The organism is Mycobacterium sp. NGS16 (assembly GCF_059813225.1).
This window is the reverse complement of record NZ_JCALEE010000015.1, coordinates 22,308-48,240: the sequence shown is the minus strand read 5'-3', so window position 1 is coordinate 48,240 and position 25,933 is coordinate 22,308. Positions and strand designations below refer to the sequence as shown.

At 68.7% G+C, this 25,933-nt stretch carries 28 protein-coding genes and 1 pseudogene; 16 read left to right on the top strand and 13 right to left on the bottom strand.

Annotated features, from left to right (window positions below):
- Nucleotides 1-442 precede the first annotated feature (442 nt).
- Nucleotides 443-1,909 carry a PH domain-containing protein gene (locus tag AC5Y4Q_RS21525; protein WP_065019450.1) on the bottom strand — a complete coding sequence of 489 codons (1,467 nt, stop codon included), beginning with the start codon at nucleotides 1,907-1,909 and terminating at the stop codon, nucleotides 443-445.
- Nucleotides 1,906-2,418 carry a PH domain-containing protein gene (locus AC5Y4Q_RS21520; protein ID WP_064921476.1) on the bottom strand — a complete coding sequence of 171 codons (513 nt, stop codon included), beginning with the start codon at nucleotides 2,416-2,418 and terminating at the stop codon, nucleotides 1,906-1,908. The genes AC5Y4Q_RS21525 and AC5Y4Q_RS21520 overlap by 4 nt, the downstream gene beginning before the upstream one ends.
- Before the next feature lie 79 nt (nucleotides 2,419-2,497).
- Between AC5Y4Q_RS21520 and AC5Y4Q_RS21515 the strand changes: the two genes are divergently transcribed.
- From AC5Y4Q_RS21515 to pssA, 4 genes are read left to right on the top strand one after another with little or no spacing between them, the layout of a single operon-like run.
- Entirely contained in the window at nucleotides 2,498-3,421 is a 924-nt protein-coding gene (locus tag AC5Y4Q_RS21515; protein ID WP_064921475.1) for an SDR family NAD(P)-dependent oxidoreductase, read from the top strand.
- Nucleotides 3,422-3,435: 14 nt separating this feature from the next.
- Nucleotides 3,436-4,653: a molybdopterin molybdotransferase MoeA gene (moeA, locus tag AC5Y4Q_RS21510; RefSeq protein ID WP_064921474.1), complete on the top strand. Its 1,218-nt coding sequence runs from the start codon at nucleotides 3,436-3,438 to the stop codon at nucleotides 4,651-4,653.
- Between the two features lie 26 nt (nucleotides 4,654-4,679).
- Nucleotides 4,680-5,387, top strand: a complete 708-nt coding sequence (locus AC5Y4Q_RS21505) for a phosphatidylserine decarboxylase (RefSeq protein WP_064921473.1) — start codon at nucleotides 4,680-4,682, stop codon at nucleotides 5,385-5,387.
- Nucleotides 5,384-6,277, top strand: a complete 894-nt coding sequence (gene pssA, locus AC5Y4Q_RS21500) for a CDP-diacylglycerol--serine O-phosphatidyltransferase (protein ID WP_064921472.1) — start codon at nucleotides 5,384-5,386, stop codon at nucleotides 6,275-6,277. Before AC5Y4Q_RS21505 ends, pssA begins: the two co-directional genes overlap by 4 nt.
- 1 nt (nucleotide 6,278) lies before the next feature.
- On the opposite strand, the gene AC5Y4Q_RS21495 is transcribed toward pssA, so the two are convergent.
- A complete protein-coding gene (locus AC5Y4Q_RS21495; protein ID WP_064921471.1) occupies nucleotides 6,279-6,848 on the bottom strand; it encodes a chorismate mutase in 570 nt (189 codons plus the stop codon).
- Here AC5Y4Q_RS21495 and AC5Y4Q_RS21490 point away from each other — a divergent pair.
- Nucleotides 6,847-9,045 carry an AAA family ATPase gene (locus tag AC5Y4Q_RS21490; RefSeq protein ID WP_499960159.1) on the top strand — a complete coding sequence of 733 codons (2,199 nt, stop codon included), beginning with the start codon at nucleotides 6,847-6,849 and terminating at the stop codon, nucleotides 9,043-9,045. The two genes, AC5Y4Q_RS21495 and AC5Y4Q_RS21490, sit on opposite strands and share 2 nt — an antisense overlap.
- A gap of 10 nt (nucleotides 9,046-9,055) precedes the next feature.
- Here the strand turns inward: AC5Y4Q_RS21490 and AC5Y4Q_RS21485 are convergent, their stop codons facing one another.
- Nucleotides 9,056-9,499, bottom strand: a complete 444-nt coding sequence (locus tag AC5Y4Q_RS21485; protein ID WP_065019453.1) for an SRPBCC family protein — start codon at nucleotides 9,497-9,499, stop codon at nucleotides 9,056-9,058.
- Nucleotides 9,500-9,856, bottom strand: a pseudogene (locus AC5Y4Q_RS21480) (bleomycin resistance protein); the annotation flags it as partial.
- A 166-nt stretch (nucleotides 9,857-10,022) separates the two neighbouring features.
- Here AC5Y4Q_RS21480 and AC5Y4Q_RS21475 point away from each other — a divergent pair.
- The gene (locus AC5Y4Q_RS21475; RefSeq protein ID WP_065019452.1) at nucleotides 10,023-10,535 is read left to right on the top strand and encodes a nitroreductase/quinone reductase family protein; all 513 of its coding nucleotides are present in this window, start codon (nucleotides 10,023-10,025) and stop codon (nucleotides 10,533-10,535) included.
- Here the strand turns inward: AC5Y4Q_RS21475 and AC5Y4Q_RS21470 are convergent.
- Nucleotides 10,532-11,098 carry a TetR/AcrR family transcriptional regulator gene (locus AC5Y4Q_RS21470; protein ID WP_064919849.1) on the bottom strand — a complete coding sequence of 189 codons (567 nt, stop codon included), beginning with the start codon at nucleotides 11,096-11,098 and terminating at the stop codon, nucleotides 10,532-10,534. The two genes, AC5Y4Q_RS21475 and AC5Y4Q_RS21470, sit on opposite strands and share 4 nt — an antisense overlap.
- Before the next feature lie 45 nt (nucleotides 11,099-11,143).
- Between AC5Y4Q_RS21470 and AC5Y4Q_RS21465 the strand changes: the two genes are divergently transcribed.
- From AC5Y4Q_RS21465 to AC5Y4Q_RS21450, 4 genes are read left to right on the top strand one after another with little or no spacing between them, the layout of a single operon-like run.
- Complete coding sequence (locus AC5Y4Q_RS21465; protein ID WP_499960158.1) at nucleotides 11,144-11,974, top strand: mycofactocin-coupled SDR family oxidoreductase; 831 nt, start codon at nucleotides 11,144-11,146, stop codon at nucleotides 11,972-11,974.
- Nucleotides 11,971-12,774: a mycofactocin-coupled SDR family oxidoreductase gene (locus AC5Y4Q_RS21460; RefSeq protein WP_499960157.1), complete on the top strand. Its 804-nt coding sequence runs from the start codon at nucleotides 11,971-11,973 to the stop codon at nucleotides 12,772-12,774. The genes AC5Y4Q_RS21465 and AC5Y4Q_RS21460 overlap by 4 nt, the downstream gene beginning before the upstream one ends.
- Nucleotides 12,775-12,808: 34 nt before the next feature.
- The gene (locus AC5Y4Q_RS21455) at nucleotides 12,809-13,555 is read left to right on the top strand and encodes a carboxymuconolactone decarboxylase family protein (RefSeq protein ID WP_499960160.1); all 747 of its coding nucleotides are present in this window, start codon (nucleotides 12,809-12,811) and stop codon (nucleotides 13,553-13,555) included.
- Nucleotides 13,552-14,949, top strand: a complete 1,398-nt coding sequence (locus tag AC5Y4Q_RS21450) for an aldehyde dehydrogenase family protein (RefSeq protein WP_499960156.1) — start codon at nucleotides 13,552-13,554, stop codon at nucleotides 14,947-14,949. Before AC5Y4Q_RS21455 ends, AC5Y4Q_RS21450 begins: the two co-directional genes overlap by 4 nt.
- Before the next feature lie 8 nt (nucleotides 14,950-14,957).
- On the opposite strand, the gene AC5Y4Q_RS21445 is transcribed toward AC5Y4Q_RS21450, so the two are convergent.
- Both AC5Y4Q_RS21445 and AC5Y4Q_RS21440 read right to left on the bottom strand, forming a co-directional pair.
- Nucleotides 14,958-16,412, bottom strand: coding sequence for an aldehyde dehydrogenase family protein (locus AC5Y4Q_RS21445; protein WP_499960155.1), 1,455 nt, complete (start codon nucleotides 16,410-16,412; stop codon nucleotides 14,958-14,960).
- Between the two features lie 27 nt (nucleotides 16,413-16,439).
- Nucleotides 16,440-17,720: a cytochrome P450 gene (locus AC5Y4Q_RS21440; protein ID WP_125225574.1), complete on the bottom strand. Its 1,281-nt coding sequence runs from the start codon at nucleotides 17,718-17,720 to the stop codon at nucleotides 16,440-16,442.
- Between the two features lie 130 nt (nucleotides 17,721-17,850).
- Here AC5Y4Q_RS21440 and AC5Y4Q_RS21435 point away from each other — a divergent pair, with 130 nt between their 5' ends.
- Complete coding sequence (locus AC5Y4Q_RS21435; RefSeq protein ID WP_499960154.1) at nucleotides 17,851-18,447, top strand: TetR/AcrR family transcriptional regulator; 597 nt, start codon at nucleotides 17,851-17,853, stop codon at nucleotides 18,445-18,447.
- 78 nt (nucleotides 18,448-18,525) lie between these two features.
- Nucleotides 18,526-19,365: a mycofactocin-coupled SDR family oxidoreductase gene (locus AC5Y4Q_RS21430; RefSeq protein WP_065018829.1), complete on the top strand. Its 840-nt coding sequence runs from the start codon at nucleotides 18,526-18,528 to the stop codon at nucleotides 19,363-19,365.
- Nucleotides 19,366-19,423: 58 nt separating this feature from the next.
- Here the strand turns inward: AC5Y4Q_RS21430 and AC5Y4Q_RS21425 are convergent, their stop codons facing one another.
- The 5 genes from AC5Y4Q_RS21425 to napA form a co-directional block, all read right to left on the bottom strand.
- Complete coding sequence (locus AC5Y4Q_RS21425) at nucleotides 19,424-20,062, bottom strand: LON peptidase substrate-binding domain-containing protein (RefSeq protein WP_064919855.1); 639 nt, start codon at nucleotides 20,060-20,062, stop codon at nucleotides 19,424-19,426.
- Entirely contained in the window at nucleotides 20,062-21,249 is a 1,188-nt protein-coding gene (locus AC5Y4Q_RS21420; protein WP_499960153.1) for a glutamate--cysteine ligase, read from the bottom strand. The genes AC5Y4Q_RS21425 and AC5Y4Q_RS21420 overlap by 1 nt, the downstream gene beginning before the upstream one ends.
- Nucleotides 21,206-21,916 (bottom strand): superoxide dismutase[Cu-Zn], encoded by a 711-nt coding sequence (gene sodC, locus AC5Y4Q_RS21415; RefSeq protein WP_064919857.1) that lies wholly within the window; start codon nucleotides 21,914-21,916, stop codon nucleotides 21,206-21,208. Before sodC ends, AC5Y4Q_RS21420 begins: the two co-directional genes overlap by 44 nt.
- Nucleotides 21,917-21,925: 9 nt before the next feature.
- Nucleotides 21,926-22,396 carry a LytR C-terminal domain-containing protein gene (locus tag AC5Y4Q_RS21410; RefSeq protein ID WP_064919858.1) on the bottom strand — a complete coding sequence of 157 codons (471 nt, stop codon included), beginning with the start codon at nucleotides 22,394-22,396 and terminating at the stop codon, nucleotides 21,926-21,928.
- Between the two features lie 67 nt (nucleotides 22,397-22,463).
- Complete coding sequence (gene napA, locus AC5Y4Q_RS21405; RefSeq protein WP_064919859.1) at nucleotides 22,464-22,772, bottom strand: nucleoid-associated protein NapA; 309 nt, start codon at nucleotides 22,770-22,772, stop codon at nucleotides 22,464-22,466.
- 230 nt (nucleotides 22,773-23,002) lie between these two features.
- Between napA and AC5Y4Q_RS21400 the strand changes: the two genes are divergently transcribed.
- The 4 genes from AC5Y4Q_RS21400 (at nucleotide 23,003) to AC5Y4Q_RS21385 (ending at nucleotide 25,926) form a co-directional block, all read left to right on the top strand.
- Nucleotides 23,003-23,596, top strand: coding sequence for a peptide deformylase (locus AC5Y4Q_RS21400; RefSeq protein WP_065019383.1), 594 nt, complete (start codon nucleotides 23,003-23,005; stop codon nucleotides 23,594-23,596).
- 10 nt (nucleotides 23,597-23,606) lie between these two features.
- Complete coding sequence (locus tag AC5Y4Q_RS21395; protein ID WP_065019382.1) at nucleotides 23,607-24,524, top strand: N-acetylglutamate synthase, CG3035 family; 918 nt, start codon at nucleotides 23,607-23,609, stop codon at nucleotides 24,522-24,524.
- A gap of 14 nt (nucleotides 24,525-24,538) precedes the next feature.
- Nucleotides 24,539-25,342 (top strand): exodeoxyribonuclease III, encoded by an 804-nt coding sequence (locus tag AC5Y4Q_RS21390; RefSeq protein WP_064919874.1) that lies wholly within the window; start codon nucleotides 24,539-24,541, stop codon nucleotides 25,340-25,342.
- A 107-nt stretch (nucleotides 25,343-25,449) separates the two neighbouring features.
- On the top strand, nucleotides 25,450-25,926 hold the full coding sequence (locus AC5Y4Q_RS21385) for a hypothetical protein (RefSeq protein WP_064919862.1): 477 nt from the start codon (nucleotides 25,450-25,452) through the stop codon (nucleotides 25,924-25,926).
- Nucleotides 25,927-25,933 lie beyond the last annotated feature (7 nt).

Genomic DNA, 25,933 nt, shown 5'->3' with positions numbered 1-25,933 from the left:
TGGTGGCGGCACCCACCGTGCGCTTGCCCCGACGCGACCGCATCCGACTCTTGCCCTCTTCACGCCGACCAGCCATCATCCCCGCATCCCTTCCCACAAAAATCGCTCAGCTTCCCTTAAGCAACGCAGCGTAAACGAAGTTAGGTTCAGTGATCGCGAATTCGCGAAATCGGCACCGAATTTGACCGGAGCTCCGCGAGCCGAAAACGTCCTCTAAGCACTTCTCGTTTTAGCTACGCGCCCACGAAAAGCACCGATGGAGCAGCCTCCAGCCCCCGGCAGGCCCCGCATGCCCTCCACCACGCAAAAAACGGGCTCTTATCCGTCGGCCACCCGCGAAGAATTTACGTGGAAAATAATTTACAAGATAGTTCTAAGTTTCCGCAAGGGGGCATCTTCGTCCAGCGGGAGCCGCCGCGCCCGTCGGTTGCAAATCACGGGGCTATCGCGCCCACTTGCTGTGTGCCACCCATGGAGAAGCGGTCGCGGCCACCGACCACGCCCACTCCTCCGGCACGTCGATCACCCGGTAGGCCTTGACACCGGCGGCGGTCGCCGCGATCAGGGTGGCGACTCCGACACGGCGCTGAAACCAGCTCTGGCGCACCGTCCAGCCGATGATGCCCGCGGTGGCGATACAGTAGCGGCGCTGTTCCCAACTACCGGTGCGGGCCGAAAGCCATTGCGGGTCAACGCGATGCCCGAGCGCACGCGCCCGATCGGCGGCCAGCAGCGCCGCGCATACCGTCAGCGCCGCCCAGACCGGCCAGTACCACAGCGGCACACCGTCGACCGCCGCCAGCACCGCCCCACCCGCCACCGGCAGCATCATCGCGCGGGTCCAGCGTCGGCGGGCCGCCGCCGGGCCGTGCCGGCGCAGCGGGCCGGTGACCACGACGGGGTCGGCGACCAGCCCGGCCAGCACCTGCTCGGCGGTGGCTCGCGGGCACGGCGGCAACAGGACCGAGGATTCACCTGCCCCGGTGACACCGGTCATGGCCGCGTCCAACCGCGCGCCGCCGAACAGCCGCACCAACAGCGGCCGTCGCAGCGTTCCACCGCGCAGCCGGCGCATGTCGTAGCTGTGCTGCCGCACGCGCAGCAGTCCGTAGCTCAACTCCAACACGTCGCCGGCCGCCCCGGAGCTGCGGGACAACACCAGGTTGCCGTAGGTCAGCGCCGATCGCAGCACCGCCAGTAGGATCGCCGCCACCAGTACCAGACCCGCGATCACCGCCGCGGTCTGCTGCGCCCCGAACCGCCCGGCGGCGTCACGCCAGGCCCCGCTCAGCGCCGAATCCTGCAGCGCCGCCCAGGCGCCGCTCTGATAGAGCGCACCCACCGCGGCGCCGATCGTCACCAGCCCGGACAGACTCAGGGCGCTGTAGCGCAACCACGACGGGCGCCACCGCGCCAGCACCGTCGCGCGGGTCGGCGCCGGCCCAAATTCCGCTGGACCCCCGGTGTGCGCCAGCAGGATCTTGCGCAGCCGCGGCACCTGGCTGCTCTCCACCGCGTTGAGTTCGAACATGGTGTCCCCGGTGCCGTGCTGGCCGGTGCTGACCCGCAGCACCGTGAGCCCCAGCAGCCGGTGCAGCAGCCGGGCGTCGGTCTGAACCGAACGAATCCTGTTGCGCGGCACCGAAAGCACCTTGCGGCGCAGCAGGCCCGAGCGCAACTGCACCCGGCCCTGGGGGTCGGGTTCGATGCGATAGCTGGTGGTGAACCAGCGCGTCACCCCGATCACGGCGATCACCCACACCACCGCGACCACCCACACCGAGTTGTCGGTGGCCGAACCGAACACGACGATCGCGATCAGCAGCGGTAGCTCACGCAGCGCCTCGTGCAGCGGATGCACCAGCAACATCCGCGGGCTCAGCCGCTGCCAAGCCGGTTCAGCGGTCATGTGGCGTCCCCGGCGCCCAGCGAGGCGATGTCGGTCAGTTGCGCCACCACCCGGTCGGCGACCGGGGCATCCAGCGCCACGATGTGCACCGCCCCCGCCGAGGACGCGGTCGTCACCCGGACGTTGGCCAAGCCAAGCAGTCGATCCAGTGGCCCGCGGTAGGTGTCGACGGTCTGGACCCGCGAGATCGGGGCGATCCGGCGCTCCTGCACCAGCCAGCCGGTGCGCGTGTAGACGGCTTGATCGCTGATGTCCCACCGGTGCACGCGATAACGCCATAGTGGCGCGATCACCGCGGAGACCAGCAGCCCCAACGCCGTGACCGCTAGGGCGACCATGTGTAGCCAGGCCAGCCGCTCATCAGCGACCGCCCACCCCAGTTGCAGCACGGCCAGTACCAGCCAGGGCACCGCGCCGACCAGAGCCCATACCAATGGCGCGCGAGAGCTCGGTGGATTGGTGGGGTCGACCATGGTGACCTCCCCGGGACGGTTTGCGTTGGGCGCCATGCAACAGAGAATGACCTAGCGTCGCAGCGCTGTCATCTGCAAGGGTGCGGAACCGGCCGGCGTCGGTATCGTTTCGGGAATGGGGAGCCGGGACAAATGGGCCGCACAGGACGTACCCGACCAAACCGGGCGCGTCGCGGTAATCACCGGCTCCAACACCGGAATCGGCTATCACACTGCTCTGGTGCTCGCCGAACACGGCGCCACGGTGGTGCTGGCGGTGCGCGACCTGCACAAGGGACGTGCGGCAGCCGAACGGATCCACCACGCCAGCCCGCAGGCCGCCGTCGAGGTGCAGGAACTGGATCTGAGTTCGCTGGCCTCAGTCCGCGAAGCCGCCGAAGCGCTCGGCTCTGCCCATCCCCGCATCGACGTGCTGATCAACAACGCCGGTGTCATGTACACCCCCAAACAGACCACCGTCGACGGGTTCGAGCTGCAGTTCGGCACCAACCATCTGGGGCATTTCGCGCTGACGGGCCTGCTGCTGCCCCGGATGATGCGGGTGAAGGGGTCCCGGGTGGTGACGGTCAGCAGCATGGCGCACCGGATCATGGCGGCGATCCACTTCGACGACCTGCAGTGGGAGCACGGCTACAACCGGATCGCCGCCTACGGCCAGTCCAAGCTGGCCAACCTGATGTTCACCTACGAGCTGCAGCGGCGGCTGGCCGCCAAACGCAAATCGACGATTGCCGTCGCGGCGCATCCCGGCACTGCCAACACCGAACTGACCCGCTACCTGCCGCCGTTCCTGCGTCCGGCCGACCGGTTGCTGATGCCGCTGGTCGTCCAGAGCGCCGCGATGGGCGCACTGCCGACGCTGCGTGCCGCCACCGACCCCGAGGTGGCCGGCGGGCAGTACTACGGGCCGGGTGGTCTGGGGGAGCAGCGCGGGCATCCGAAGCTGGTCGACGCCAGCAAGCAGGCGCACGAGGTCGAGTTGCAGCAGCGGCTGTGGGCGGTCTCCGAGGAACTGACAGGAATCACTTACCCCGTCTAGTTCAGACTGTCGTCATGCGATCCGTTGAAGAGCACCAACGCGCCGTCGCCGACTTGATCCGTGCCCGCCCACCGGTCACGGTGCCACTGTCCGACGCCGAGGGGCTGGCCCTGGCCGCGGATGTGACCGCGCCGATCTCCTTGCCGGTCTTCGACAACTCCGGCATGGACGGCTACGCCGTACTAGCCGACGACGTGGCCACGGCGACCCCTGAGCATCCGGTGAAATTGCCGGTGACCGAGGACATTCCGGCCGGCCGTACCGACATCCCCTCGTTGGCGCCCGGTACTGCGCACCGCATCATGACCGGTGCGCCGATCCCATTCGGCGCCGACGGCGTAGTTCCCGTCGAAGCCACCGATGGCGGCACCGAGGTGGTGGCGATCAGTGCCGCCACCGCGCGGGGACGCCACATCCGTCGCGCCGGCGGTGACGTCGCCGAGGGCGCCACCGTGCTGTGGGCCGGCCAGCTCGTCACAGCGCCGGCGGCCGGCCTGGCCGCGGCGCTGGGCCTGGCCGAGTTGACCGTGCGCCCACGGCAACGCGTGCTGGTGATCTCCACCGGCACTGAACTGGTCAAGCCGGGCACGACGCTGGCGCCCGGACAGATATATGAGTCCAACGGGGTGATGCTGGCCGCCGCGCTGCGTGACGCCGGTGCCGAGGTGGTGGCCGCGGCGACCGTCGCCGACGACACCGCCGAGTTCACCGCGGTGCTCGACCGCTACGGCGTGCGCGACGGCGCGGTGGATCTGGTCATCACCAGCGGTGGCGTCAGCGCGGGCGCCTACGAGGTGGTCAAGGACGTCTTCGGTCGCGACGGCGATCAGGGCGTGGACTTCGTCAAGGTGGCGATGCAGCCGGGCATGCCGCAGGGCATCGGCCGGGTCGGCGACGCAGCCATCATCACGCTGCCGGGCAACCCGGTCAGCGCGCAGGTGTCCTTCGAGGTGTTCGTCCGGCCCGCGCTGCGCCGCGCGATGGATCTGCCGGCACCGGACCGGCCGCGCCGCACCGCCATCCTCAGCGAGACGCTGACCTCGCCGGCCGGGCGGCGGCAGTTCCGGCGCGGACTGCTCGACCACGAAACCGGGACCGTCACCAACTACGGGCCGCCGGCCTCGCACCATCTGCGCTACCTGGCGTCGGCCAACTGCCTGCTCGACATCGCCGACGAGGTGACCGAACTGCCGGTGGGCACCGCGGTGGAGGTCTGGGACCTGACCGGGTGAGTCCCCCCAGCTTCTAAGATGGCCGGATGGCCAGACGACCCCGCGCTGCTGATGATCCCGGCGGTCTGCGGCACCTGATCGAGCTCGTGCGCTCGACGGTGCCGCCGATGCACCCCGCCGGCTTGCCGTTCGTCGCCGGGGCGTTGGGCCTGGCGGCGTTGGGCCGCAAGCAGCGCTGGCTGCGCGGCGCCGGGCTGCTGGCCGCCGGGGCCAGCGCGGGGTTCTTCCGGCATCCCCGACGGGTGCCGCCGATCCGCCCGGGTGTGGTGGTGGCCCCCGCCGACGGCATGGTCTGCCTGGTCGACACCGCGACCCCGCCCCCGGAACTGGGCCTGCCCGACACCCCGCTGCCACGAGTCAGCATCTTCATGTCGGTGTTCGATGCCCACGTGCAGCGGGCCCCGGTCGGCGGCGAGGTGCTCGACGTGATGCACCGGGCCGGCCGGTTCGGGTCCGCCGACCGCACCGAGGCCAGCGAGGACAACGAGCGCAACAGTGTGCGGATCCGCACCGCCGACGGCGCCGAGGTGATCGCGGTGCAGATCGCCGGGCTGGTGGCGCGACGCATCGTCTGCGCCACCAGGCCCGGCGATCACCTGGCGATCGGCGACACCTACGGGCTGATCCGGTTCGGCTCGCGGCTGGACACCTACATGCCGGTCGGGACGCAGCCGCTGGTCGGTGTCGGGCAGCGCATGGTCGCCGGTGAGACCGTGCTGGCCCAGCTGCCATGACGACATCCACCCCGGGCCGCACCCGGGGCCCGGTGGGCCTGCACATCCTGCCCAGCTCGATGACGGTGCTGGCCATCTGCGCCGGCCTGACCTCGATCAAGTACGCACTGGACGGTCAGCCGCACGTGGCGATGGCGCTGATCGCCGCGGCCGCCATCCTCGACGGTCTCGACGGCCGGGTGGCTCGCATCCTGGATGCCCAGTCGCGGATGGGCGCCGAGATCGACTCGCTGGCCGACGCGGTCGACTTCGGCGTCGCGCCCGCGGTGGTGATCTACGTGTCGCTGCTGTCCACCCAGCCGGCGGGCTGGATCGTGGTGTTGCTCTACGCGGTGTGCGTGGTGCTGCGGCTGGCGCGGTTCAACGCCCTGCTCGACGACGCCACCCTGCCGGCCTACACCCGCGAGTTCTTCGTCGGGATGCCTGCTCCGGCCGGAGCGATCACGCTGATGGGGCTGCTGGCGGCGAAACTGCAGTTCGGCGATGGCTGGTGGACGTCGCAGTGGTTCACCTGTGCCTGGGTGGTGGGCACGTCGATGCTGCTGGTCAGCCGGATCCCGATGCGCAAGATGCACGCCGTGTCGGTGCCGCCGCATCTGGCCGCGGTACTGCTGGCGGTGCTGGCCCTGGTGGCCGCGGCGGCCTTCCTGTTCCCCTACGTGCTGGTGCTGGTGCTGATTGTGACCTACCTGTGCACCATCCCGTTCTCGGTGCGCAGCCAACGCTGGGTGGCCGCGCACCCGGAGGCCTGGGAGCACGCCCCGCGGGAGCGCCGCGCCGCGCGCCGGGCGATCCGCCGGGCGCAGCCGCGACCGGGGCCCCGGCTGGGCATCCGCCGGCCCAGCGGGCAATCGATGGCACGGCTGCGGCTGCGCAAGCCCGGGCGTTGAGCTACCCGGTGCAGTAGTCCCGCGTCGCCGACGACAGCGCCCGCCGGGAGAACTCGTCGAACTGCCGCGCAGCGCTGACGTCCCGGATTGCCTCGTCGAGTCGCGGGGCGCATTCCGCTGCGTGCAGCTGCTGCCACCGCAATCCGATCTGGGTGAGCATGACGCGGTTATAGCCGTCGATGCGGGCCCGCGACGTGGCCAGATCGGGCGCGACCGCCGGGGCGCTGGCCGGGTCCAGCTTCCACTGCGCGAACCGGTAGTGCTCGAGGGCTTCGGTGGCCGCGATCTGGTCGGTGAAAGCCTGACGCACATAGCCGGCGTCGAGGTGTTGGACCTCAGCGGCCGAGGCCACGGCGGCCAGTTGCTGCTGCACCCGGGCCGGGTCTTCGATGGCGCCTCCGGAGTGCCACTTGACCGCCGCCACGTCGTCGCCGACCTGCAGGCGTTGGGCCGCGGCGTCGACGAGGTCGGTCAACGGGTTATCTGCGTGGGCCGCGGGCGGTGCCGCCAGCAGCGTGACCGCGCAGAGCGCCGACAGCAGGCCGCCACTGTACGTCGATAATGACCGCATGGGTTCTATTGAAGAGCATCGGGATGGCGATGCCTCCCGGTCCTCCCGCCACCTGACCCTGATCGCCCGGCTGAACACCTCGGCCGTCGACGCCCGCCGCGGCGTGGTGCGGATGCACGCCGAAGCCATTGCCGCCCTCGGCATTCGGGAATGGGATGCGGTGTCGCTGACCGGTTCTCGCACCACCTCGGCGGTGGCCGGGCTGGCCGCCCCCGACTCCCCGGCCGGGGTGGTGCTGCTCGACGACGTGACGCTGTCCAACGCCGGACTGCGCGACGGGACCGCCGTGGTGGTGGCCGCCGTCACCGTCTACGGTGCCCGTGCGGTGACGTTGAGCGGGTCCTCGGTTTCGCAGGCACTGTCGCCGGCCACGCTGCGTCAGGCGTTGCTGGGCAAGGTACTCACCGTCGGCGACGCGGTCTCGCTGCTGCCACGCGATCTGGGCCCGGGCACGTCGACGTCCGCCGCGACGACCGCGCTGGCCTCCGCGGTGGGGATCAGCTGGACCTCGGAGCTGCTGACCGTCACCGACGTCGACCCGGCCGGGCCGGTCAGCGTGCAACCCAGCTCGTCGGTGACCTGGGGCAGCGGCACGGCATCCGCGCCGACCATGCCGACCAACCCGACCAGCGCACCCGCCGCCGCGCCGCTGAGCGTCGACGACCTCAAGGGCTGCACCGCACAGGCCGACAAGCTCAGCGAATGGCTCAAGCTGGCCTTGGACGAACCACACCTGCTCAAATCACTCAACGCCGGCACCAACCTCGGGGTGCTGGTGTCCGGCCCACCCGGGGTCGGCAAGTCCACGCTGGTGCGGGCGGTGTGTGCACGCCGGCGGGTGGTCGAGCTCGACGGGCCCGAGATCGGGGCCACAGTCCCCGACGAGCGGTTGGCGGCGGTGCGCTCGGCGGTCACCGACGTGCGCGACGGCGGTGGGGTGCTGCTGATCACCGACATCGATGCGCTGCTGCCGGATCCGCCCGAGCCGGTGAGCACCTTGATCCTGGCCGAGCTGCGCACCGCGGTCGCCGCCGACGGGGTGGCGTTCATCGCCACTTCCGCGCTGCCGGATCGGGTCGACACCAGGTTGCGCGCCCCGGAGCTGTGCGACCGGGAGCTGCGCCTGAGCCTTCCCGACGGAGCGACCCGCGCCGCATTGCTGGGCGGGTTGCTCAAGTCGGTGCCCAATACCACCCTGGATCTGAACGAGATCGCCGAGCGCACACCGGGTTTCGTCGCGGCCGATCTGTCGGCTCTGGTCCGCGAGGCGGCGCTGCGCGCGGCGTCGCGGGCCAGCGACAGCGGCGAGGAGCCGGTGCTGACCCAGCAGGATCTGGCCGGCGCGCTCAGCGTGATCCGTCCGCTGTCCCGCTCGGCGGCCGCCGAGGTCTCCGTGGGCTCGGTCACCCTCGATGACGTCGGAGACATGGCGGCCACCAAACAAGCACTGACCGAAGCGATTTTGTGGCCGCTGCAGCATCCGGACACCTTCACCCGTTTGGGTGTCGACCCGCCGCACGGTGTGCTGCTCTACGGTCCGCCGGGGTGCGGCAAGACCTTCGTGGTGCGCGCCCTGGCCGGCTCCGGACGGGTCAGCGTGCATGCCGTCAAGGGTGCCGAGCTGATGGACAAGTGGGTGGGCAGCAGCGAGCGAGCGGTGCGGGATCTGTTTCAGCGCGCCCGCGATTCCGCCCCCTCGCTGGTGTTCCTCGACGAGATCGATGCCCTGGCACCGCGGCGCGGCCAGAGTTTCGATTCGGGGGTGACCGATCGGGTGGTGGCCGCGCTGCTCACCGAGCTCGACGGCGCCAACCCGCTGCGCGACGTGGTGGTGGTGGGCGCCACCAACCGCCCCGAGCTGATCGATCCGGCCCTGACCCGACCGGGCCGGCTGGAGAAGCTGGTGTTCGTCGAACCGCCCGACGCCGACGCCCGCCGGCAGATCCTGCGGGTGGCCGGCAAGTCCGTACCGCTGCACGATGACGTCGACCTCGACGCGCTGGCCGCCGACCTGGACGGCTACAGCGCCGCGGACTGCGTGGCGCTGCTGCGCGAGGCGGCCCTGACCGCGATGCGCCGCTGTATCGACGCCGCCGACGTCACCAACGCCGATATCACCGCGGCGCGGGAAAATGTCCGGCCCTCACTGGATCCCGCGCAGATCGATGCGCTGCGCTCCTTCACCGCGGCGCGTTAGCTTCCGGCTGTCAGCCGCGCTCGGCCAGCTCGGCGAGCCGGCTCAGCGAGGCCGCCAGTCTGTCCGCGGTGGTCGCACGGGCCCGCTGCTTGCGGTTCGGGTCGGTCAGCTGCGACCAGTCGTAGGTGTGGGTGACGCGGGTGTGGGCCTCGTCCAGCGGCTCGAGCTCCCATCGCCACAGGTGCCCCGGCGGCCGCTTTCCGGGTTCGGCCGGCAGCCAGGCGATCCGGCGTCCCTCCTCGAACTCCACCACGTGGTTCTCCCGGACGGCGCCCGAGGTGAGCGCCATGGTGAACATCGCACCGACCGCGTGCACGCGTTGTCCGGCAGGAGCTTCGGCCAGGTTGTCGTTGCCGTCCCAGCGCGGCTGGTGAGCCGGGTCGGCGATCAACTCGAAGATCCGCGGGGCCGGGGCGGCGACGTCGCGGCTGGCGCTGACGATCGTGGCCGGCAGCGGTGACCCGACGCGATGCAAGGTGCCCTCGGGATCGACGTAGGCGAACTCGCGGAGCCGATAGTCGGTGTCGACCGGTTCGATGAACCGTCCCGGAACTCCGCTTGCCGCCCACTGCGCATAGAGCGCGTCGGCGTCGTCGACGTAGAGGTACACGCTGGCCGCGGTGGGCAGCGGATCGTGCTGCGCCCACTCACTCAGATGCAACGACACCGGGCCGCGCTCGGCGAATCCGTACCGCGCCGGCCCGTCGTAGGGATGGGTGGTGAAGCCGAGCCGGCGGTAGCGGTCCAGGGCGGCATCGAGATCGCGCACCGGAATGATCGGTGCCACCGCGCTGAACCCGATGTCCGGCATGGCCAAAGCCTACGTTGCTGTACGCGGAACTCGGGCCGCGCCGGCTCGATAGCGCCCGGCGCTATCCGATCCGGCAAGATCTGCCACCGGTCGGCACGGGGCGGTTGCCGCCGCTGGGAAACCTGATACGGCACGACGGCGCAGAAAACGCTGGATAATCAGCGACATGACCGACGACCCCTTTCCCGAGGTGCGGTGGGGCCGTGACCCCGGACCGCTGGCGCGGCGGGTGATCGGCGCAGTCGCGGGGTCGAAACCCGGCGCCTGGCTCATCCGTCAAGGCACTCCGCTGGACCGCTGGCTGCTCGATCACAGCGGCGGTCGGTTCACCATCTTCGGGCCGATGGCGGTGCCGTTGCTGCTGCTCACCACGACCGGCCGCAAGTCCGGCCAGCGTCGGCAGACCCCGCTGGCTTACATGCGTGAGGGCGATCGGCTGTACCTGGTGGGCAGCAACTTCGGTCAAGCGCACCACCCGGCTTGGGCGCTGAATCTCATCGCCGAGCCGAACGCCTGGGTGACCATGGGCGGCAAGGAGATTCCGGTGCTCGCCAGTGAGGTTGTCGGCGAGGAGCGTGACCGGGCCTACCAGAGATTCGTCGACTACGTCAACAACTACCAAACCTACCGACACCGGGCCGCACGCGAGATCAAGGTGTTCGCGTTGACCAGACGTTAACTGCCGGAGCCCCTTTCATATCCGGTGGTGAGCCAGTACACCGCGCGGTCCAGGCCGGGAAGGATGTCGGTGATGGCGATCTCGCCAGCGGCGAAGCGGGCGGACAGTCCGTACACCAGGTTCGAGATGATGACATCCAAGTCGGCGATGAAGCCTTCGTCGACGTCGCCGAGTGCCGCGCGCATCGCGGGTCCGACCACGTCAAGTCCCCGGCGGACCAACTTCTCACCGCCGGGCCCAGAGCGGGCCCGAACGTAAGCCGCCAGCATCGCCGGATGGCGTTCCCACGGCTCGAAGATGGTGCGGTACAGCCTCATCAGCGCGTCATACAGCGGTTCCCCGGGCTCCCGTGAATGCGGGACGACGCCGGAATAGCGGTGCTCTGCCATCCAGGCGTCCAGCGCGGCGAGAATGAGCTCGTCACGGGTGGCATACCGCTTGTAGATGGTCGCCAGCGACATCCGGGCCCGGCGGGCGACCTCGCGGAGCTGAACGGCGTCGTAGCCTTGCGTTTCGAGAATCTCGACGACGATGCCCAGGATCCGATCCTCCGGACTGTCCATTGATCCCCCTTGCCCCTCGGCGAGTAACCAGGTTACTGTACCGGCATGGGTTCTCTGGACGGAGAAGTCGCATTCATCACCGGCGCGGCGCGCGGGCAGGGCCGCAGCCATGCGCTTCGGCTGGCAGCCGACGGCGCCGACATCATCGGGGTGGACATCTGCGCCGACATCGCCTCCAACGGTTACCCGATGGCAAGCCGGCAGGAGCTCGACGAGACCGTCGCGCTGGTGGAAGCCCAGGGCGGCAAGATGCTCGCCTCGGTCGCCGACGTCCGCGATTTCGCCGCGCTGAAGGCGAGCCTGGACGCCGGCGTCGACCACTTCGGTCGCCTCGACATCGTCTGCGTCAACGCCGGTATCGCCACGATGGCTTTTCGCGAGTTGACCGACGCCGAAGACCTGCAGATGTGGACCGACGTGATCGACGTCAACCTGGTCGGGGCGTTCCACACCGCCAAGGCCGCCATCCCGCACCTGATCGCCGGCGGCCGGGGCGGGTCGATTGTGTTCACCAGCTCGACAGCCGGCCTGAAAGGATTCGGCGGCCTGCAGGGCGGCGGACTGGGTTATGCGGCATCCAAGCACGGCATCGTCGGGCTGATGCGCACGCTGGCCAATGCGCTTGCCCCGCACAGTATCCGGGTGAACACCGTGCACCCGACCGCGGTGAACACCATGATGGCGGTCAACCCAGCGATGACGTCGTTTCTGGAGCACTATCCCGACGGCGGGCCACATCTGCAGAACCCGATGCCGGTCGAATTGCTCGAGCCGGAGGACATCAGCGCCGCGATCGCCTACCTGGTCTCCGACGCTGCTCGATACGTCACCGGGGTCACCTTCCCCGTAGACGCCGGCTTCTGCAACAAGCTATGAGCGGGCGGGTAGCCGGCAAGCGGGTGTTGATCACCGGCGCCGCCCGGGGCATGGGCCGCAGCCACGCCGTGCGCTTGGCCGAGGAAGGCGCCGATCTCATCCTGATCGACATCTGCGCTTCGCTGCCGGAGATCGAATATCCGCTGGCCACAACCGATGACCTGTACGAGACCGCCCGGTTGGTCGAAGAACAGGGACGCCGGGCGGTCACCCAGGTAGTCGACGTGCGGGATGCCGCCGCGCTGGCCGCCGCGGTCGACGACGGAGTCACCCGCTTGGGCGGCCTGGACGCCTCGGTAGCCAACGCCGGGGTGCTCACCGCGGGTACCTGGGACACCACCACGTCCGAGCAGTGGCGCACCGTCATCGACGTCAACCTGGTCGGAGCGTGGAACACCTGCTCGGCGGCGCTGCCGCATCTAGTCGAGCGCGGCGGCAGCCTGATCAACATCAGTTCGGTGGCGGGCCTGAAGGGCAGCCCGCTGCACACGCCCTACACGGCGTCCAAGCACGGGGTGGTCGGTATGAGCCGTGCCCTGGCCAACGAGCTTGCGGCAGTGAATGTCCGGGTCAACACCGTGCATCCGACCGGGGTCGAAACCGGGATGCGGCCAGACACGCTGCACGGGCTGCTGCACGAGACCCGCGCCGACCTGGGACCGATCTTCTCCAACGCCTTACCGATCGTGATGACCGAGGCTCGCGACGTCAGCAATGCGGTGCTGTTTTTGGTCTCCGACGAGTCACGGCATGTGACCGGCCTGGAATTCAAGGTTGACGCCGGTGTCACCCTCCGGTGAGGCGGGGCGCGGCGAACGCGCCTTCGCCGAGTTGATGACCGTCCCGGCACCGCACTGCACCCCGACAACGGAAACACTATTCGACTTCGTCTTCGCGCAGGTGTGGCAGCGTCCGGGTTTGAGCCGGCGCGACCGGTGGTTCATCGCGCTGCCCTGCCTCGCCGCGGCAGACACCGAGGAGCCGCTGCGCGCCCATGTCTACGCCGCGCTCGTCGGTGGAGATCTGACGATCGACGAAATGCGGGAGACCGTACTGCATTTCGCGGTGTATTCAGGATGGCCGAAAGCCTCGCTGTTCAACATGATCGTCGACGCGCAGTGGCAGCGTATCCACGCCGAACGAGGAGAACCGGTGCCGCCGCCGACTCCGCTGCTGCCACTGACCACCCCCAGCGATCCCGAAGTCCGGCTGAGCGTCGGCGAGCAGGCGTTTCGGGACGTCAACTGTCTGCCCTACGCGCCGGGGCGGGACGACCCGTACTCGGGTGCGGGCATCTTGAACTTCGTCTTCGGCGAGATGTGGCTGCGGCCCGGGCTGGGCATGAAGGAACGGCGGCTGGTGACCGTGGCCTGCGTGGCGTTCCAGGACGCCCCGTATCCGATCCTCAGCCACGTCTATGCCGCGCTGAAGAGCCGCGACGTGACGTTCGGCGAAATGGACGAGCTGGTGCTGCATTTCGGGGCCTACTATGGCTGGGCCAAGGCGTCTCGGCTGGCCCAGGTGGTCGAGGAGCAGAAGCAGCGCGTCACCCAGGAGTGGGCTGCGGAAGGCGTTGCATGACGGCGCCCGTCACACACGCGCATATCTATCCGGCTACCGGGCAACCGAACGCCACGGTCACACTGGCCGGCGCCCATGAGATCGACCGCGCGGTGGCTGCTGCGAGAGAGGCTCAGCGGCAGTGGATAGCGCTGACCGTCGACCGGCGACGTGATCTGCTGATCGACCTCGCCGACGTGGTGCACCAGCATCTCGACGAACTCGCTGCGCTGAATGTGCAGGACTACGCGGTGCCGATCTCTTTCGCCGGCAACGCGATCCTGTTGGAGCGATTCCTGCGCCACTTCGCCGGCTACGTCGACAAGCCGCACGGGTCCAGCACTCCGGTGAACGGCTCGTTCGACGTCAATCTGATCGAACGCGAACCATTCGGGGTCGTGGGCATTATCGCTCCGTGGAATGGCGCACTGGTTGTCGCCGGATCATGCGTCGCACCCGCGCTGGCGGCCGGCAACGCCGTAGTTTTCAAACCGTCCGAGCTGGCACCGCTCGCCGCACTGCGCTTCGGTGAGCTATGCCTGGAAGCGGGCCTTCCGCCCGGTCTGGTGAACGTGGTACCGGCGGCCGCCGAGGGCGGCGATGCGTTGGTACGCCACCCCGGCATCGGCAAGATCCATTTCACCGGCGGTGAGGCAACTGCCCGCGACGTGCTACAGGCCGCAGCGGTCAATCTCACCCCGGTGGTCACCGAACTCGGCGGCAAGTCGGCCAATATCGTCTTCGCCGACGCCGACCTGGACGCCGCCGCGGTCATGGCAGCACACCAGGGGCCGCTGATGCAGTCGGGTCAGAGCTGCGCCTGCGCCAGCAGACTACTGGTGCATGAATCGGTCTACGACACCTTCCTCGAGAAGTTCCTCACCGTGATCGGCCATGCCCGCATTGGCGATCCGCTCGACCCCACAGTGACGTTCGGCCCAGTCATCAGCCAGTCGGCGGTCGATCGCGTCCTGGGCGTGATCGACGGTGCCGTTGCCGACGGCAGCGGGGAATTGCTCACCGGCGGCCGGCGGCTCGGCGGTGAGCTCGCACCGGGCTACTACATTGAGCCGACGGTCTTCGGCGGTGTTGACAACTCTTCACAGTTGGCCCAGACCGAAACGTTCGGCCCGGTCGTGTCCGTCATCAGATTCGGCGACGATGCCGATGCGGTGCGCATCGCCAACGACAGCCGCTACGGGCTGAACGCATTCGTGCACACCCGCGATCTTCAGCGCGCTCACCGCGTCGCTCGCCAGCTGGAAGCGGGGTCGGTCTGGGTCAACACCTCCAGCGATATCGCGCCGCAAGGTCCCTACGGCGGCTACAAGCAGAGCGGGTTCGGACGCACCGGCGGAGTCGACGGACTCCACGAATTCCTGCAGATCAAGAACATTCGCATCGGCATGAGCTGAATGGCTCCCTACAGCTGCGCGTACACCGACTTGGTCTGCAGGAAGCTCTCGACGCCCTCGCGGCCCCATTCATGCCCCCAGCCGGACTGCTTGTACCCGCCGAACGGCACCGAGTGATCAAAGACCAACTGGCAGTTCAGCGAAACGGTTCCGGACTCCAACCGCTTGGCAAGCCGGTGGGCGCGGCTGAGGTCACGGGTCCAGGCGGTGGCGGCCAGACCGTAGTCGGAGTCGTTGGCCAGGGCGACGGCTTCGTCGTCGTCGTCGAATGGCAGCACGGTGACCACCGGACCGAAGATCTCTTGCTGGTAGAGCCGCATTGCCGGATCAACGTTGGCCAGCACGGTCGGATGCACGAAATAGCCGCGGCGGTCCAGCCGGTGCCCGCCGGTGATGACGTCGACGCTGTCCCGCTTACCCTCGTCGATGTATCCCATCACCCGGTCGAGCTGCCTCTCGCTGATCAGCGGCCCGATCATGGCACCCTCATCCGTGGGCCCGCCCAACCGAAGGTTGTTGGCCACCATGGCGATACCCTCGACGACCTGATCGTAGACGCCGCGCTGCACGAAGATCCGGGATCCGCAGATGCACCCCTGCCCGGAGTGGATGAAGATACCCATGGCCGCCATGGTGATCGCGGTGTTCAGGTCGGCGTCGTCGTAGATCAGCACCGGAGATTTGCCGCCGAGCTCGAGGGTGACACGCTTGAGGTTTCCGGCCGATGCCGCCACGATCCGCTTGCCGACCTCGGTGGAACCGGTGAACGCGATCTTCTGGACGCCGGGGTGATCGACCAGTGCTGCGCCCGCGGTGTGCCCGTAACCGGTGACCAGATTGACGACACCGTCGGGAACACCCGCCTCGACCAGCAGGCGCTCTAAAACCAGCGCCGAAAGGGGTGTCTCCTCGGCGGGTTTGGCCACGGTGCTGCAGCCGGCGGCCAGCGCCGGCGCCAGCTTGGTGCAGGCGTTGAACAACGGCCCGTTCCACGGGAAGATCAGCCCGACCACGCCGTAGGGTTCCTTGAGGGTGTAGGCGTGCATGTCGGCATAGGCGCCGGAGATGCCGCCGGTCATCTGCACCTGATAGGCATCACCGTTGAGTTTGGTGCACCAGCCGGCGTAGTAGCGGAAGATCTCGGCACAGGTCGGCACGATCATCTGCGCCTGCGCCAGGGGCATCCCGGTGTTGAGCGAGTCGATCTGCGCGAGTTCCTCGGCGTGCTCATCGATCAGATCGGCGACGCGCCAAAGGATCTTGGCGCGTTCCCGGGCCGGCATCGCGCTCCAGACCCCTGCGTCGAAGGAGGCCCGGGCCCGCCCGACCGCGTCGTCGATGGCGGTGGCGCCGCCGTCGTTGAACTCGCCGATCTGCTCCTCAGTGGCCGGATCGATGATCGGGATCACCTCACCGGAGCCGGGACGCCGGCGCAGTTCTTCCACTACAGAATTCAGGGACATTGCCCGCCTTTCGGCTCGCTGGATCTGTTAGGCGACCGGGTCGAACTCGACATGCAGCGCTGTGAGGCCGCGCAGCAGGAAGGTCGGCTCATAGGCGTAATGACGCTCACCGGCCGGGCCGTGGTGCGCTTCGCTGATCCTGATGTCACGCATGCGGTCCAACATGCGGTTGGCGGTGATCCGGCCTTCGACACGTACCAGCGGCGCGCCGGGACAGGTGTGGATGCCGCGGCCGAAGGCGATGTGCTCGCGAACATTCTTGCGGTCCATGTTGAATTCGTCTGGGTTTTCGAACTTTCGCGGATCCCGGTTGGCCGCCCCCAGGCAGAGCATGAGCACCGTGCCCGCCTTGATCGGCACCCCGGCCAACGTGGTGGACTTGCGTGCCAGCCGGAAGTCGACCTTGGTGGGGCTCTGGATCCGCAGCGATTCCTCGATGAAGCGCGGGATCAGGTCGCGGTTCTCGCGCAGCCGCTCCTGCAACTCGGGTTGCTCGCCGAGGACCTGCACCATGGTCCCGAGCAGCTTGGTGACGGTCTCCTGGCCCGCGCCGAACAGGAAGGTGGCCGGACGCACCACGTCCATCACTTCCGGGATCGACCCGTCGGGGTAGGTGGCCTCGGCCAGCATGGTCAGCACGTCGGCCCGGGGGTTGTTGCGCCGATCGGAGATGTAGCCGTTGAACTTGTCGTCGAGATACTCCAGTGGGTTGAGCCCGACCGGCTCTCCGTCCAGGGCGCCGACCCGGGCGCCCGGGCGTTCACCGGCACCGAGCGCCCGGCGGAACTCGGCGCGGTCGTCGTCGGGCACGCCGAGCAGGTCCGCGATCGCCAGCGTCGCAAACGGTTTGGCGTAATCCATCAGGAATTCGCATCGGCCGTCGGCGATGAACTCGTCGAGCTGCAGGTCGGCCAGCCGCCAGATGAAGTCCTCGTTCTCTTTCAACCGGACCGGAGTCAGGATGCGCCCCAGCAGCGCCCGGGTCCGCTCGTGCGCCGGCGGGTCCTGGACGACGACGTGCTCGAAGATGGGGAACTCGTGCCGGTGCGCCTCGATCTGCTCGGTGATGTCGTCGCCCTCGGGCTCGAACGGCAGCGGCGGGAAGGGACCGCCGATGGCGTTGACCGCCGAGAACGAGTCGTGGTCTTTGAACGCGGCGTGCACCTCTTCGTAGCCGGTGACGGCCACGACGCCGTGGTGCGGCTCGGCGAAGACCGGCCCGCATCCGCGCAGGTACTCGTAATAGGGGTAGGGATTCTGGGTTACCTCCGGGTCGGAGAAGTAGTCCACCGCCGCGAGATCCGTCACCACGCGATGCGCCCTTTCGCTCGTATCACGACCTCGTCGCGCTGATCGATCGATCAAATTGCTAGAATGCGTCATGCCTACCATGTGCGGCGACGGATGGTCAAGCAATCGCAGCGCCAGGGTCGCCTGAATGACGCCGCCGCGCAAGGCCAGATCGACCGATAGCGCCACCCGCCGCCGGCTGATCGAAGCAACAGCCCGGCTCATGCGCGACGAGGGCTATGCCGCGGCAACCTCGCGGCGGGTAGCCGCCGAGGCCGGGGTGAAGCAAGCCCTGGTCTACTACTACTTCCCCACCATGGACGACCTGTTCGTCGAGGTGCTGCGCGCCGGCGCCGACGCCGCGCTAGAGCGGATGCGCGCCGCCCTCACCGACGACGATCCGCTCCGGACACTGTGGGAGATCAACGGCGATGCCCGCTTGACCAGCCTGAACACCGAGTTCATGGCGCTGGCCAACCACCGCAAGGCGATCCGGACCGAGCTCAAGGCCTACGCCGAACGGGTCCGCGACATCGAGACCGCGGCCGTCACGGTGGCATTGCGCACCAACGGCGTCGACCTGCAGAAGTATCCGCCCGTCGCCGTCGCCATGCTGATCGCGCAGACCGCCCGCAGCCTGTGCAATGAAGACGCCGTCGGAGTCAACAGTGGCCACGATGAGTTGCGCGCCCTCGTCGAGCGCGAACTGGGCCGGCTGGCGGCTCCGTCGGCTGCGGCCGACTAGCAACCCACGGTTGACAACCCGGCCCGTTGGTGCCAGCCTTGCTGATCGATCGACCAACAACGAGACGAGGTGCGCAACATGGCTGGACGAGTGGAGGGAAAGGTCGCGCTCATCACCGGCGCGGCCCGCGGTCAGGGCCGCAGTCACGCGGTGCGACTCGCGCAGGAAGGTGCCGACATCATCGCCGTCGATGTCTGCGCGCGGATCAGCAGCAACGAGGAGATCCCGGCTCCGACGCCCGACGACCTGGCGCAGACCGCTGATCTGGTCAAGGGATTGGACCGTCGGATCGTGACGGCACAGGTCGACGTGCGTGACTTCGACGCGCTCAAGGCCGCGGTCGACAGCGGTGTCGAGCAGCTCGGCCGACTGGACATCATCGTGGCCAACGCCGGGATCGGCAACGGTGGCCAGACCCTGGACAAGACCAGCGAGGCCGACTGGCAGGACATGATCGACGTCAACCTGTCCGGCGTCTGGAAGACGGTCAAAGCTGGTGTTCCCCACCTTATCTCCGGCGGAAACGGCGGATCCATCGTCTTGACCAGCTCAGTCGGCGGCCTCAAGGCCTACCCGCACACCGGCCACTACATCGCGGCCAAGCACGGCGTGGTCGGGCTGATGCGCACCTTCGCCGTCGAGTTGGGCCAGCATTTCATCCGGGTCAACTCGGTGCACCCCACCAACGTGAACACGCCGCTGTTCATGAACGAGGGAACGATGAAGCTGTTCCGCCCCGACCTGGAGAACCCCGGACCCGACGACATGGCCGTCGTCGCCCAGCTCATGCACGTGCTGCCGATCGGATGGGTGGAGCCGGTGGACATCAGCAATGCCGTGCTGTTCCTGGCCTCGGACGAATCCCGTTACGTGACCGGGCTTCCGCTCACCGTCGACGCGGGCAGCATGCTCAAATAAGCGTTGACTCTGCGGTGCGGGCGGAAGTTACTCGCACTTTGTCGCCCTCACCGCAGAATCAGCGAGGGAGATCGAATTCGACGCGGGCCGAGACCGTCTCGATCGCCTCGTGCAGCGCGCTCATCCGTTCGGGCAGCGAGGGCGCCGCCAGCACCGCGTAGCGGTCGGCCTCCCCCATCGGGACCCGGCAGGCCAGCGAATACAGCCGCTGCACCGGGTCCAGCGACCGCAGCCGGCGGCCCCCCAGCATGGCGTTGCGCCCCGGCATGACCCACCGGCGACGGGCCATCGCCATCCGCTTGTGCAGCATCACGATGCGGTCTTCGAGCTCACGGAACTGGTTGTCGCTCACCGGTTCTGCCGGCTCATCGGGCCACACCTCAACGATCGCCCGCGGATAGGGATCGTCGGGCAGCCACTCGCGGACCCGGATCCGCTCGCCGGTCAGGCAGCGCAAGGCGTATCGGCCGCCACCGAGTTCGGTGCAGTGCGTAATGGCTGTCATCGCCCCGACATCGTGGCGCTGCTCGCCGCCGCCCACCTCGCGTCCCCGGGCGATCAGCACCACCCCGAAGCGCGGGTCGCCGCTGCGCATCAGATCACCGACCAGCACCGTGTAACGCAGCTCGAAGATCCGCAGCGACAGTTCCTCGCCGGGCAGCAGCACCCACTCCAGCGGGAACATCGGCAGTTCCATCACATGTCCAGTTCGGCAACCAGCGCGTCGACGACCGCGCGCAGGTCACCGTCGTGTTCCTCGGCGACGCGGCGCTGGCGCTGATAGGACGCGCCTTTGTGGTAGATGTCGGCGACGGCCGCCAGCTCGTCGGCGCAGTGCAGTCGCGCGGCCATCGGTTCGAGCCGATTGAGCAGGTCGTCGAGGTCCTCGGTGACCAACCGCTCGTTGCTGTCGGCGTCGAGGATGATCTCGGCGTCCAGGCCGTAGCGCGCCGCGCGCCACTTGTTCTCCTGCACGTGCCACGGTGGCATGGTGGGCAGGGACTGGTCGGCGTCCAGCCGCCGGTCCAGGTCCACGATCAGGCAGTGGGTCAGCGCCACCAGCGCGCCCAATTCGCGCAGATTGGACACCCCGTCACAGACCCGCACCTCGATGGTGCCCAGGTGCGGTGACGGTCTGATGTCCCAACGGATCTCGTTGATGTGATCGATGATCCCGGTCTTCTTCTGGTCGTAGACGAAGCCCTCGAACTCCGACCAGGTCTGGAACTGGAAGGGCAGCCCCGCGGTGGGTAACTGCTGGAACATCATCGCCCGGTTACTGGCGTAGCCGGTGTCCTCCCCACCCCACCACGGCGAGGACGCCGACAGCGCCAACAGGTGCGGGTAGTACAGCAGCAGCGACGAGATGATCGGCATCACCTTGTGCGCCGAGGAGATTCCGACGTGGACGTGCACGCCCCAGATCAGCATCTGCCGGCCCCACCACTGGGTGCGTTTGATCAGCTCGGCGTAGCGCGGCGCGTCGGTCAGCTTCTGCGCCGACCACTGCGCGAACGGGTGGGTGCCGGCGCCGAACAGTTCCATGCCCCGGTCGTGCACGATGGGCCGGGTGGTCGCCAGCGTCGAGCGCAGATCCTCGATCGCCTCGCCGGTGTTGTCGCAGATACCGGTGACGAGTTCGACGGTGTTGCGCAGCAGTTCCTTGTGGACCCGCGGGTTCTCGCCGAGCTCGGACAGGACCGCGTGGGCTTCGTTGCTCAGGTCGCGGGTCGCCGCGTCGACGAGCGCGAACTCCCATTCCACGCCGAGGGTGGGCCGGGCGCAGTGAGCGAACTCGATCCGAGCTTCGGACCTCGCAGAAGCCCTGTTGTGGGGCGGGCTATCCGGTGCCGATAACACCACACGCAACCCGCTTACCGGCATCTCCGGTGGTCAGCGTGGTCTGGTCCGGGCCGGGCGTGCCGTTGACCTGGGTGTAGCGGTCCGCCGGGATGTTGGCGAAATTGTCGTCGTCGGCGTGGATGATCAGGGCCGTCTTCTCCCCGGCCAGCAGCTCGTCGCGGGTGAACGCGTCGGTGGTGGTCACCAGCAGCGCGCTGCCGTCGGAGCGCACCTGCAGCGAGGTCAGGTCGCCGCTCTGCGGGTGCTCGCTGTGGCCGGGAGCCTGGAAGTGCCCACCGGCGGACAGGAAGGCGCCGGGTGCGCCGCCGCCCGGGGGCACCGAGTCGGCTTCGCACTTACCCACGCCGTGGATGTGCATGCCGTGGAAGCCGGGCGTGAGCACGCCGGGGCTGGTGGTCTGCACCGTGACGGTGACGAATTCCTTGCCACCGGCCTTGCTGAACTCAAACGTCGCGGTGGCGACCTGGCCACCGTCGGGGGCGGTCAGGTGCGCGACGAGGTTGTCCGAGCCGCCCGAGGCACCCGGTTCGGTGGCCGCACCGGACGGCGCCGGCGATCCGGTCCAGATGGCCGGGGTGGTGCCCGGCGCGTCCGACGGCTGTTCGTTGGGGGGGCTGCACGCCGCCAGCATCACGACCGGAGTGGCGAAGACAGCGGCGGCAAGAGCTCTGCGGTGACCTGTGACCATGCGAGGAGCTTAACCCGCGACGACCACGATGACGCCCGGTGGCTGCTCGGCTACGTCGGGGACGCGCGGCGCCACGGCAGCGTGCAGCATGCCGGCCACGGCGGTGGCCGAATCGTGTTCCCCGGGGGCGTCGCTGAAGTAGACGGTGGTCTCGGTGACCTCGGGCAGCTCGAGGTTCCCGACGTCGGTCACGTTCCAGCCGGCTTCACGCAGCCGGTCCGCGGTGTGCCCGGCCAGTCCGGCCTGCTCGGAGATGTTGTAGACCCGCACGTCGGACTTGTGGGCGGGCTGCTCGGGCTTGGCGACCGCCGAGGTGGTGGTCATGGGTTTCGACGTCGGCGAGTGGCTGCTGTCGTCCTCGCTGCCCGACGATCCGAGTGCCTGGAACCCGACCAGCAGGAACACGGTGCCCAAAAACAGCAGCACCATCACCATGGCTCGCAGCGGGAGTCGGGAGGAGTCGGGAACGTGCTCGTTCATTGCGCCTACTGTATCGAGGAGCAGGCCATAACCGATAAACGGCCAGCTATCAAGGGTTCCGGGTGATTCAGGTGATATCGAATCCGAGACGCCGGGCCGCGCGCGCCTTCTGCCGACTGGACCGCAGCCTGCGCAGCCGCTTGACCAGCATCGGGTCGGCGGCCAGAGCCTCGGGCCGGTCGACGAGCGCATTGAGCACCTGGTAGTAGCGGGTCGCCGACAGTGCGAACCGCTCCTTGATGGCTTCTTCCTTGGCGCCGGCGTACTTCCACCAGTCCCGTTCGAAGGCCAAGATGTCGCGCTCGCGGCGACTCAGGCCGTCGATGGGTTCCGAATCGTCCCCTGAGCGATTCGCTTGCGCCATAGCGCCGTCCATATCGTTTCCTGGACCCTTCCGGAAAGTTCTGTGGTTGAACCGTTCGTTGCGTTTATCGGCGGCGTGTCCTGAGCGAATATTCAATCACGGCAGGCGGTGTTGAACCGGGAGCCGGTCCCGCGAGTCGCCGTGGCCGCTGCACTGCACCGATGGCCGAATGAACCCGGCGGCTCCAGCTTGGCCTCTCCTCCGTCGAGCCTCGCTGAACCGCCCGCTTAAGCTTTTCGGTCATGGCCGTCGTACCCATCCGCATTGTGGGCGATCCCGTCCTGCACACCCCGACCAGTCTGGTTCCCATCGCCGAAGACGGCTCACTGCCGGCCGACCTGGGTGAGCTGATCGACACCATGTACGAGACTATGGACGCGGCCAACGGGGTCGGCCTGGCCGCGAACCAGATCGGCGTGGGGCTGCGGGTCTTCGTCTACGACTGCGCCGACGACCGCCGCTCGACCACCCGGCGCCGCGGCGTGGTGGTCAACCCGGTGCTGGAGACCTCCGAGCGCCCCGAGACGATGCCTGATCCGGACAACGACGATGAAGGCTGCCTGTCGGTGCCCGGTGAATCGTTTCCGACCGGCCGGGCGGAATGGGCGCGGGTCACCGGCTTGGACGGCGACGGCAAGCCGGTCACGCTGGAGGGCACCGGGTTGTTCGCCCGGATGCTGCAGCACGAGACCGGACACCTGGACGGCTTGCTCTACCTCGACATGCTGGTCGGCCGGCATGCCCGCGCGGCGAAGCGGACGGTGAAATCCAACGGCTGGGGCGTCCCGGGCCTGTCCTGGATGCCCGGCGACGTGCCCGATCCGTTCGGCCACTGACCAGCCGGTGATGTCCCCGCCACCCGAACTCCCTGAGATCGGCGTCCGGGTGAGCCTGCGCTATCTGCGCCCGCCCGGCTCCGAGCCGCCGATGGGCGATGTGGTGGGGCATCTGGTGGCGACCGGGCCGCTGGTGCGGGTCCGCTCCGCGGACGGGGTGGTCCACGAATGCCGGCACGCCGACGTGCTCTATGTGCGCCGGCTGACCGATCGGCCGGTGAAGAACTCGGCGATCCGCTCCGTCGAGCACGCCGCCGCCCTGGCCTGGCCGGGCAGCGAACACCAGTGGCTCGAGGGCTGGCTGCTGCGGGCCGCACCGGGCGCTGGGCTGCAAGCCAATTCCGCTGTGCCCCTCGACATGTTCGCCCACAGAAACACCGTTCCGGCGATCCTCGACTGGTACGCGCAGCGGGGGTTGCCGCCGTACCTGGCGGTACCGGAACGGCTGCTGCGACTGCCCGAGGGAATTCCCACGCGGTATGAGACCCGCACCCTGGTGTGCGATCTGCCCACCGGGGAGCGCGGCGGCGCTGTGATGCTGGCCGCCGAACCCGACGCCGACTGGCTGGCCTGCTACGGCGAAGCGGCGCCGCCGCTCGGCGTGCTGACCGCGGTGGTCGACGGCGAGGTGGTGTTCGCCTCGATCCCCGGGATCGCGGTCGGGCGGGGTGCGGTCACCGCCGGCCCGGACGGCACCCGCTGGCTGGGCGTAACGGCGTTGCGGGTGGTCGAGGACCGGCGGCGCCAGGGCCACGGGCGAGCGGTCTGCGCCGCCCTGCAGGCCTGGGGCGTCGACCGCGGCGCCACCCGCGGCTACGCCCAGGTGCCCACCGGCGGGCCCGGCGATCCCGACGCCTTCGGCTTCTTCGAGGCGATCGGGTTCGCCGCCCAGCACCGCACCCGCTACCTGGACGCCCATCTAGGGTGACTTCGGTGACTGCACTGCGACTGGCAACCTGGAATGTCAACTCCATCCGCACCCGGCTGGACCGGGTGACCGACTGGCTGGCCCGCGCGCAGGTCGACGTACTGGCCATGCAGGAGACCAAGTGCACTGACGCGCAGTTCCCCACACTGCCGTTCCACGAACTGGGCTACGAGGTGGCACATGTCGGCCACAACCAGTGGAACGGGGTGGCGATCGCCTCCCGGGTCGGGCTCGACGACGTCGAAGTCGGGTTCCCCGGGCAGCCGGTCTGGGCCAAACCGGACGCCGACCCGGCGGTGGAGGCACGGGCCCTGGGCGCCACCTGCGGCGGGGTGCGGGTATGGAGCCTGTATGTGCCCAACGGTCGCGCACTGAACGACCCGCATTACACGTACAAGTTGGAATGGCTTGCCGCGCTGCGTGATACCGCTGAAAGCTGGCTTATCGACGACCCGTCGGCGCCGATCGCGCTGGTCGGCGACTGGAACATCGCCCCGCAGGACGACGATGTGTGGAGCATGGAGTTCTTCGACGGTGCGACGCACGTCTCAGAGCCGGAGCGCAGCGCGTTCCGCGCACTGACCGAGGCGCAGTACCTCGACGTGGTGCGGCCGTTCACCCCCGGCCCCGGCGTCTATACCTATTGGGACTACACGCAGCTGCGGTTCCCCAAGAAGCAGGGCATGCGCATCGACTTCATCCTGGGCTCCCCCGCGCTGGCGACTCGGGTCACGCACGCCGAGATCGTCCGTGAAGAGCGTAAGGGCAAGGCGCCCAGCGACCACGCGCCGGTGCTGGTGGACATTCAGCGGGTCTGACGGGCCGCGGTTATATGAATTCTGTGTGGATTTCCCGGTGTTCGCCGATTAGCGCATAGGATGGATCGGGTTAACCAATTTGCTCATTTGAAGGGCAGGGAATACCCATGAACGCCGTCGCAGGGACGGTACGGAAGGTGGCCGGGGCGGCAACCCGCGCGGCGACCATGACCACCGAGGCGGCCGGCGCGATCGGCGGGGCCGCGCTCAACGGGGTGATCGGCGGATTGAAGGGTGCGGCCAGCGGTGCGCAACGCGGCCTGAGCACCGGCAGCCACTCCACCCCCGCGGCCGCACTGACCCTGGGCGCCCTGGGCGTCTCCGGGTTGGTCGAGTGGCCGGTGCTGGTGGCGGTGGGCGGCACCGCGCTGGTGCTCAAGCAACTCAACGGCCGGTCCGAGGACGGCAAAGCGCCGACGGCGGCCCCGGCGAAAACCCCGGCGAAGGCTCCGACCGCGGCCGCACGGCCGTTGAAGTCGGTGAAGTCCGGGAAGCCGGCGGGTTCCCCGCGGCGCAGCCCGCAGCCGAAGAAGACCACCGCACGGCAGTCGCGCAGCGGCAGCAGCGCTCGCGCGCGCCACTGATCGGGCC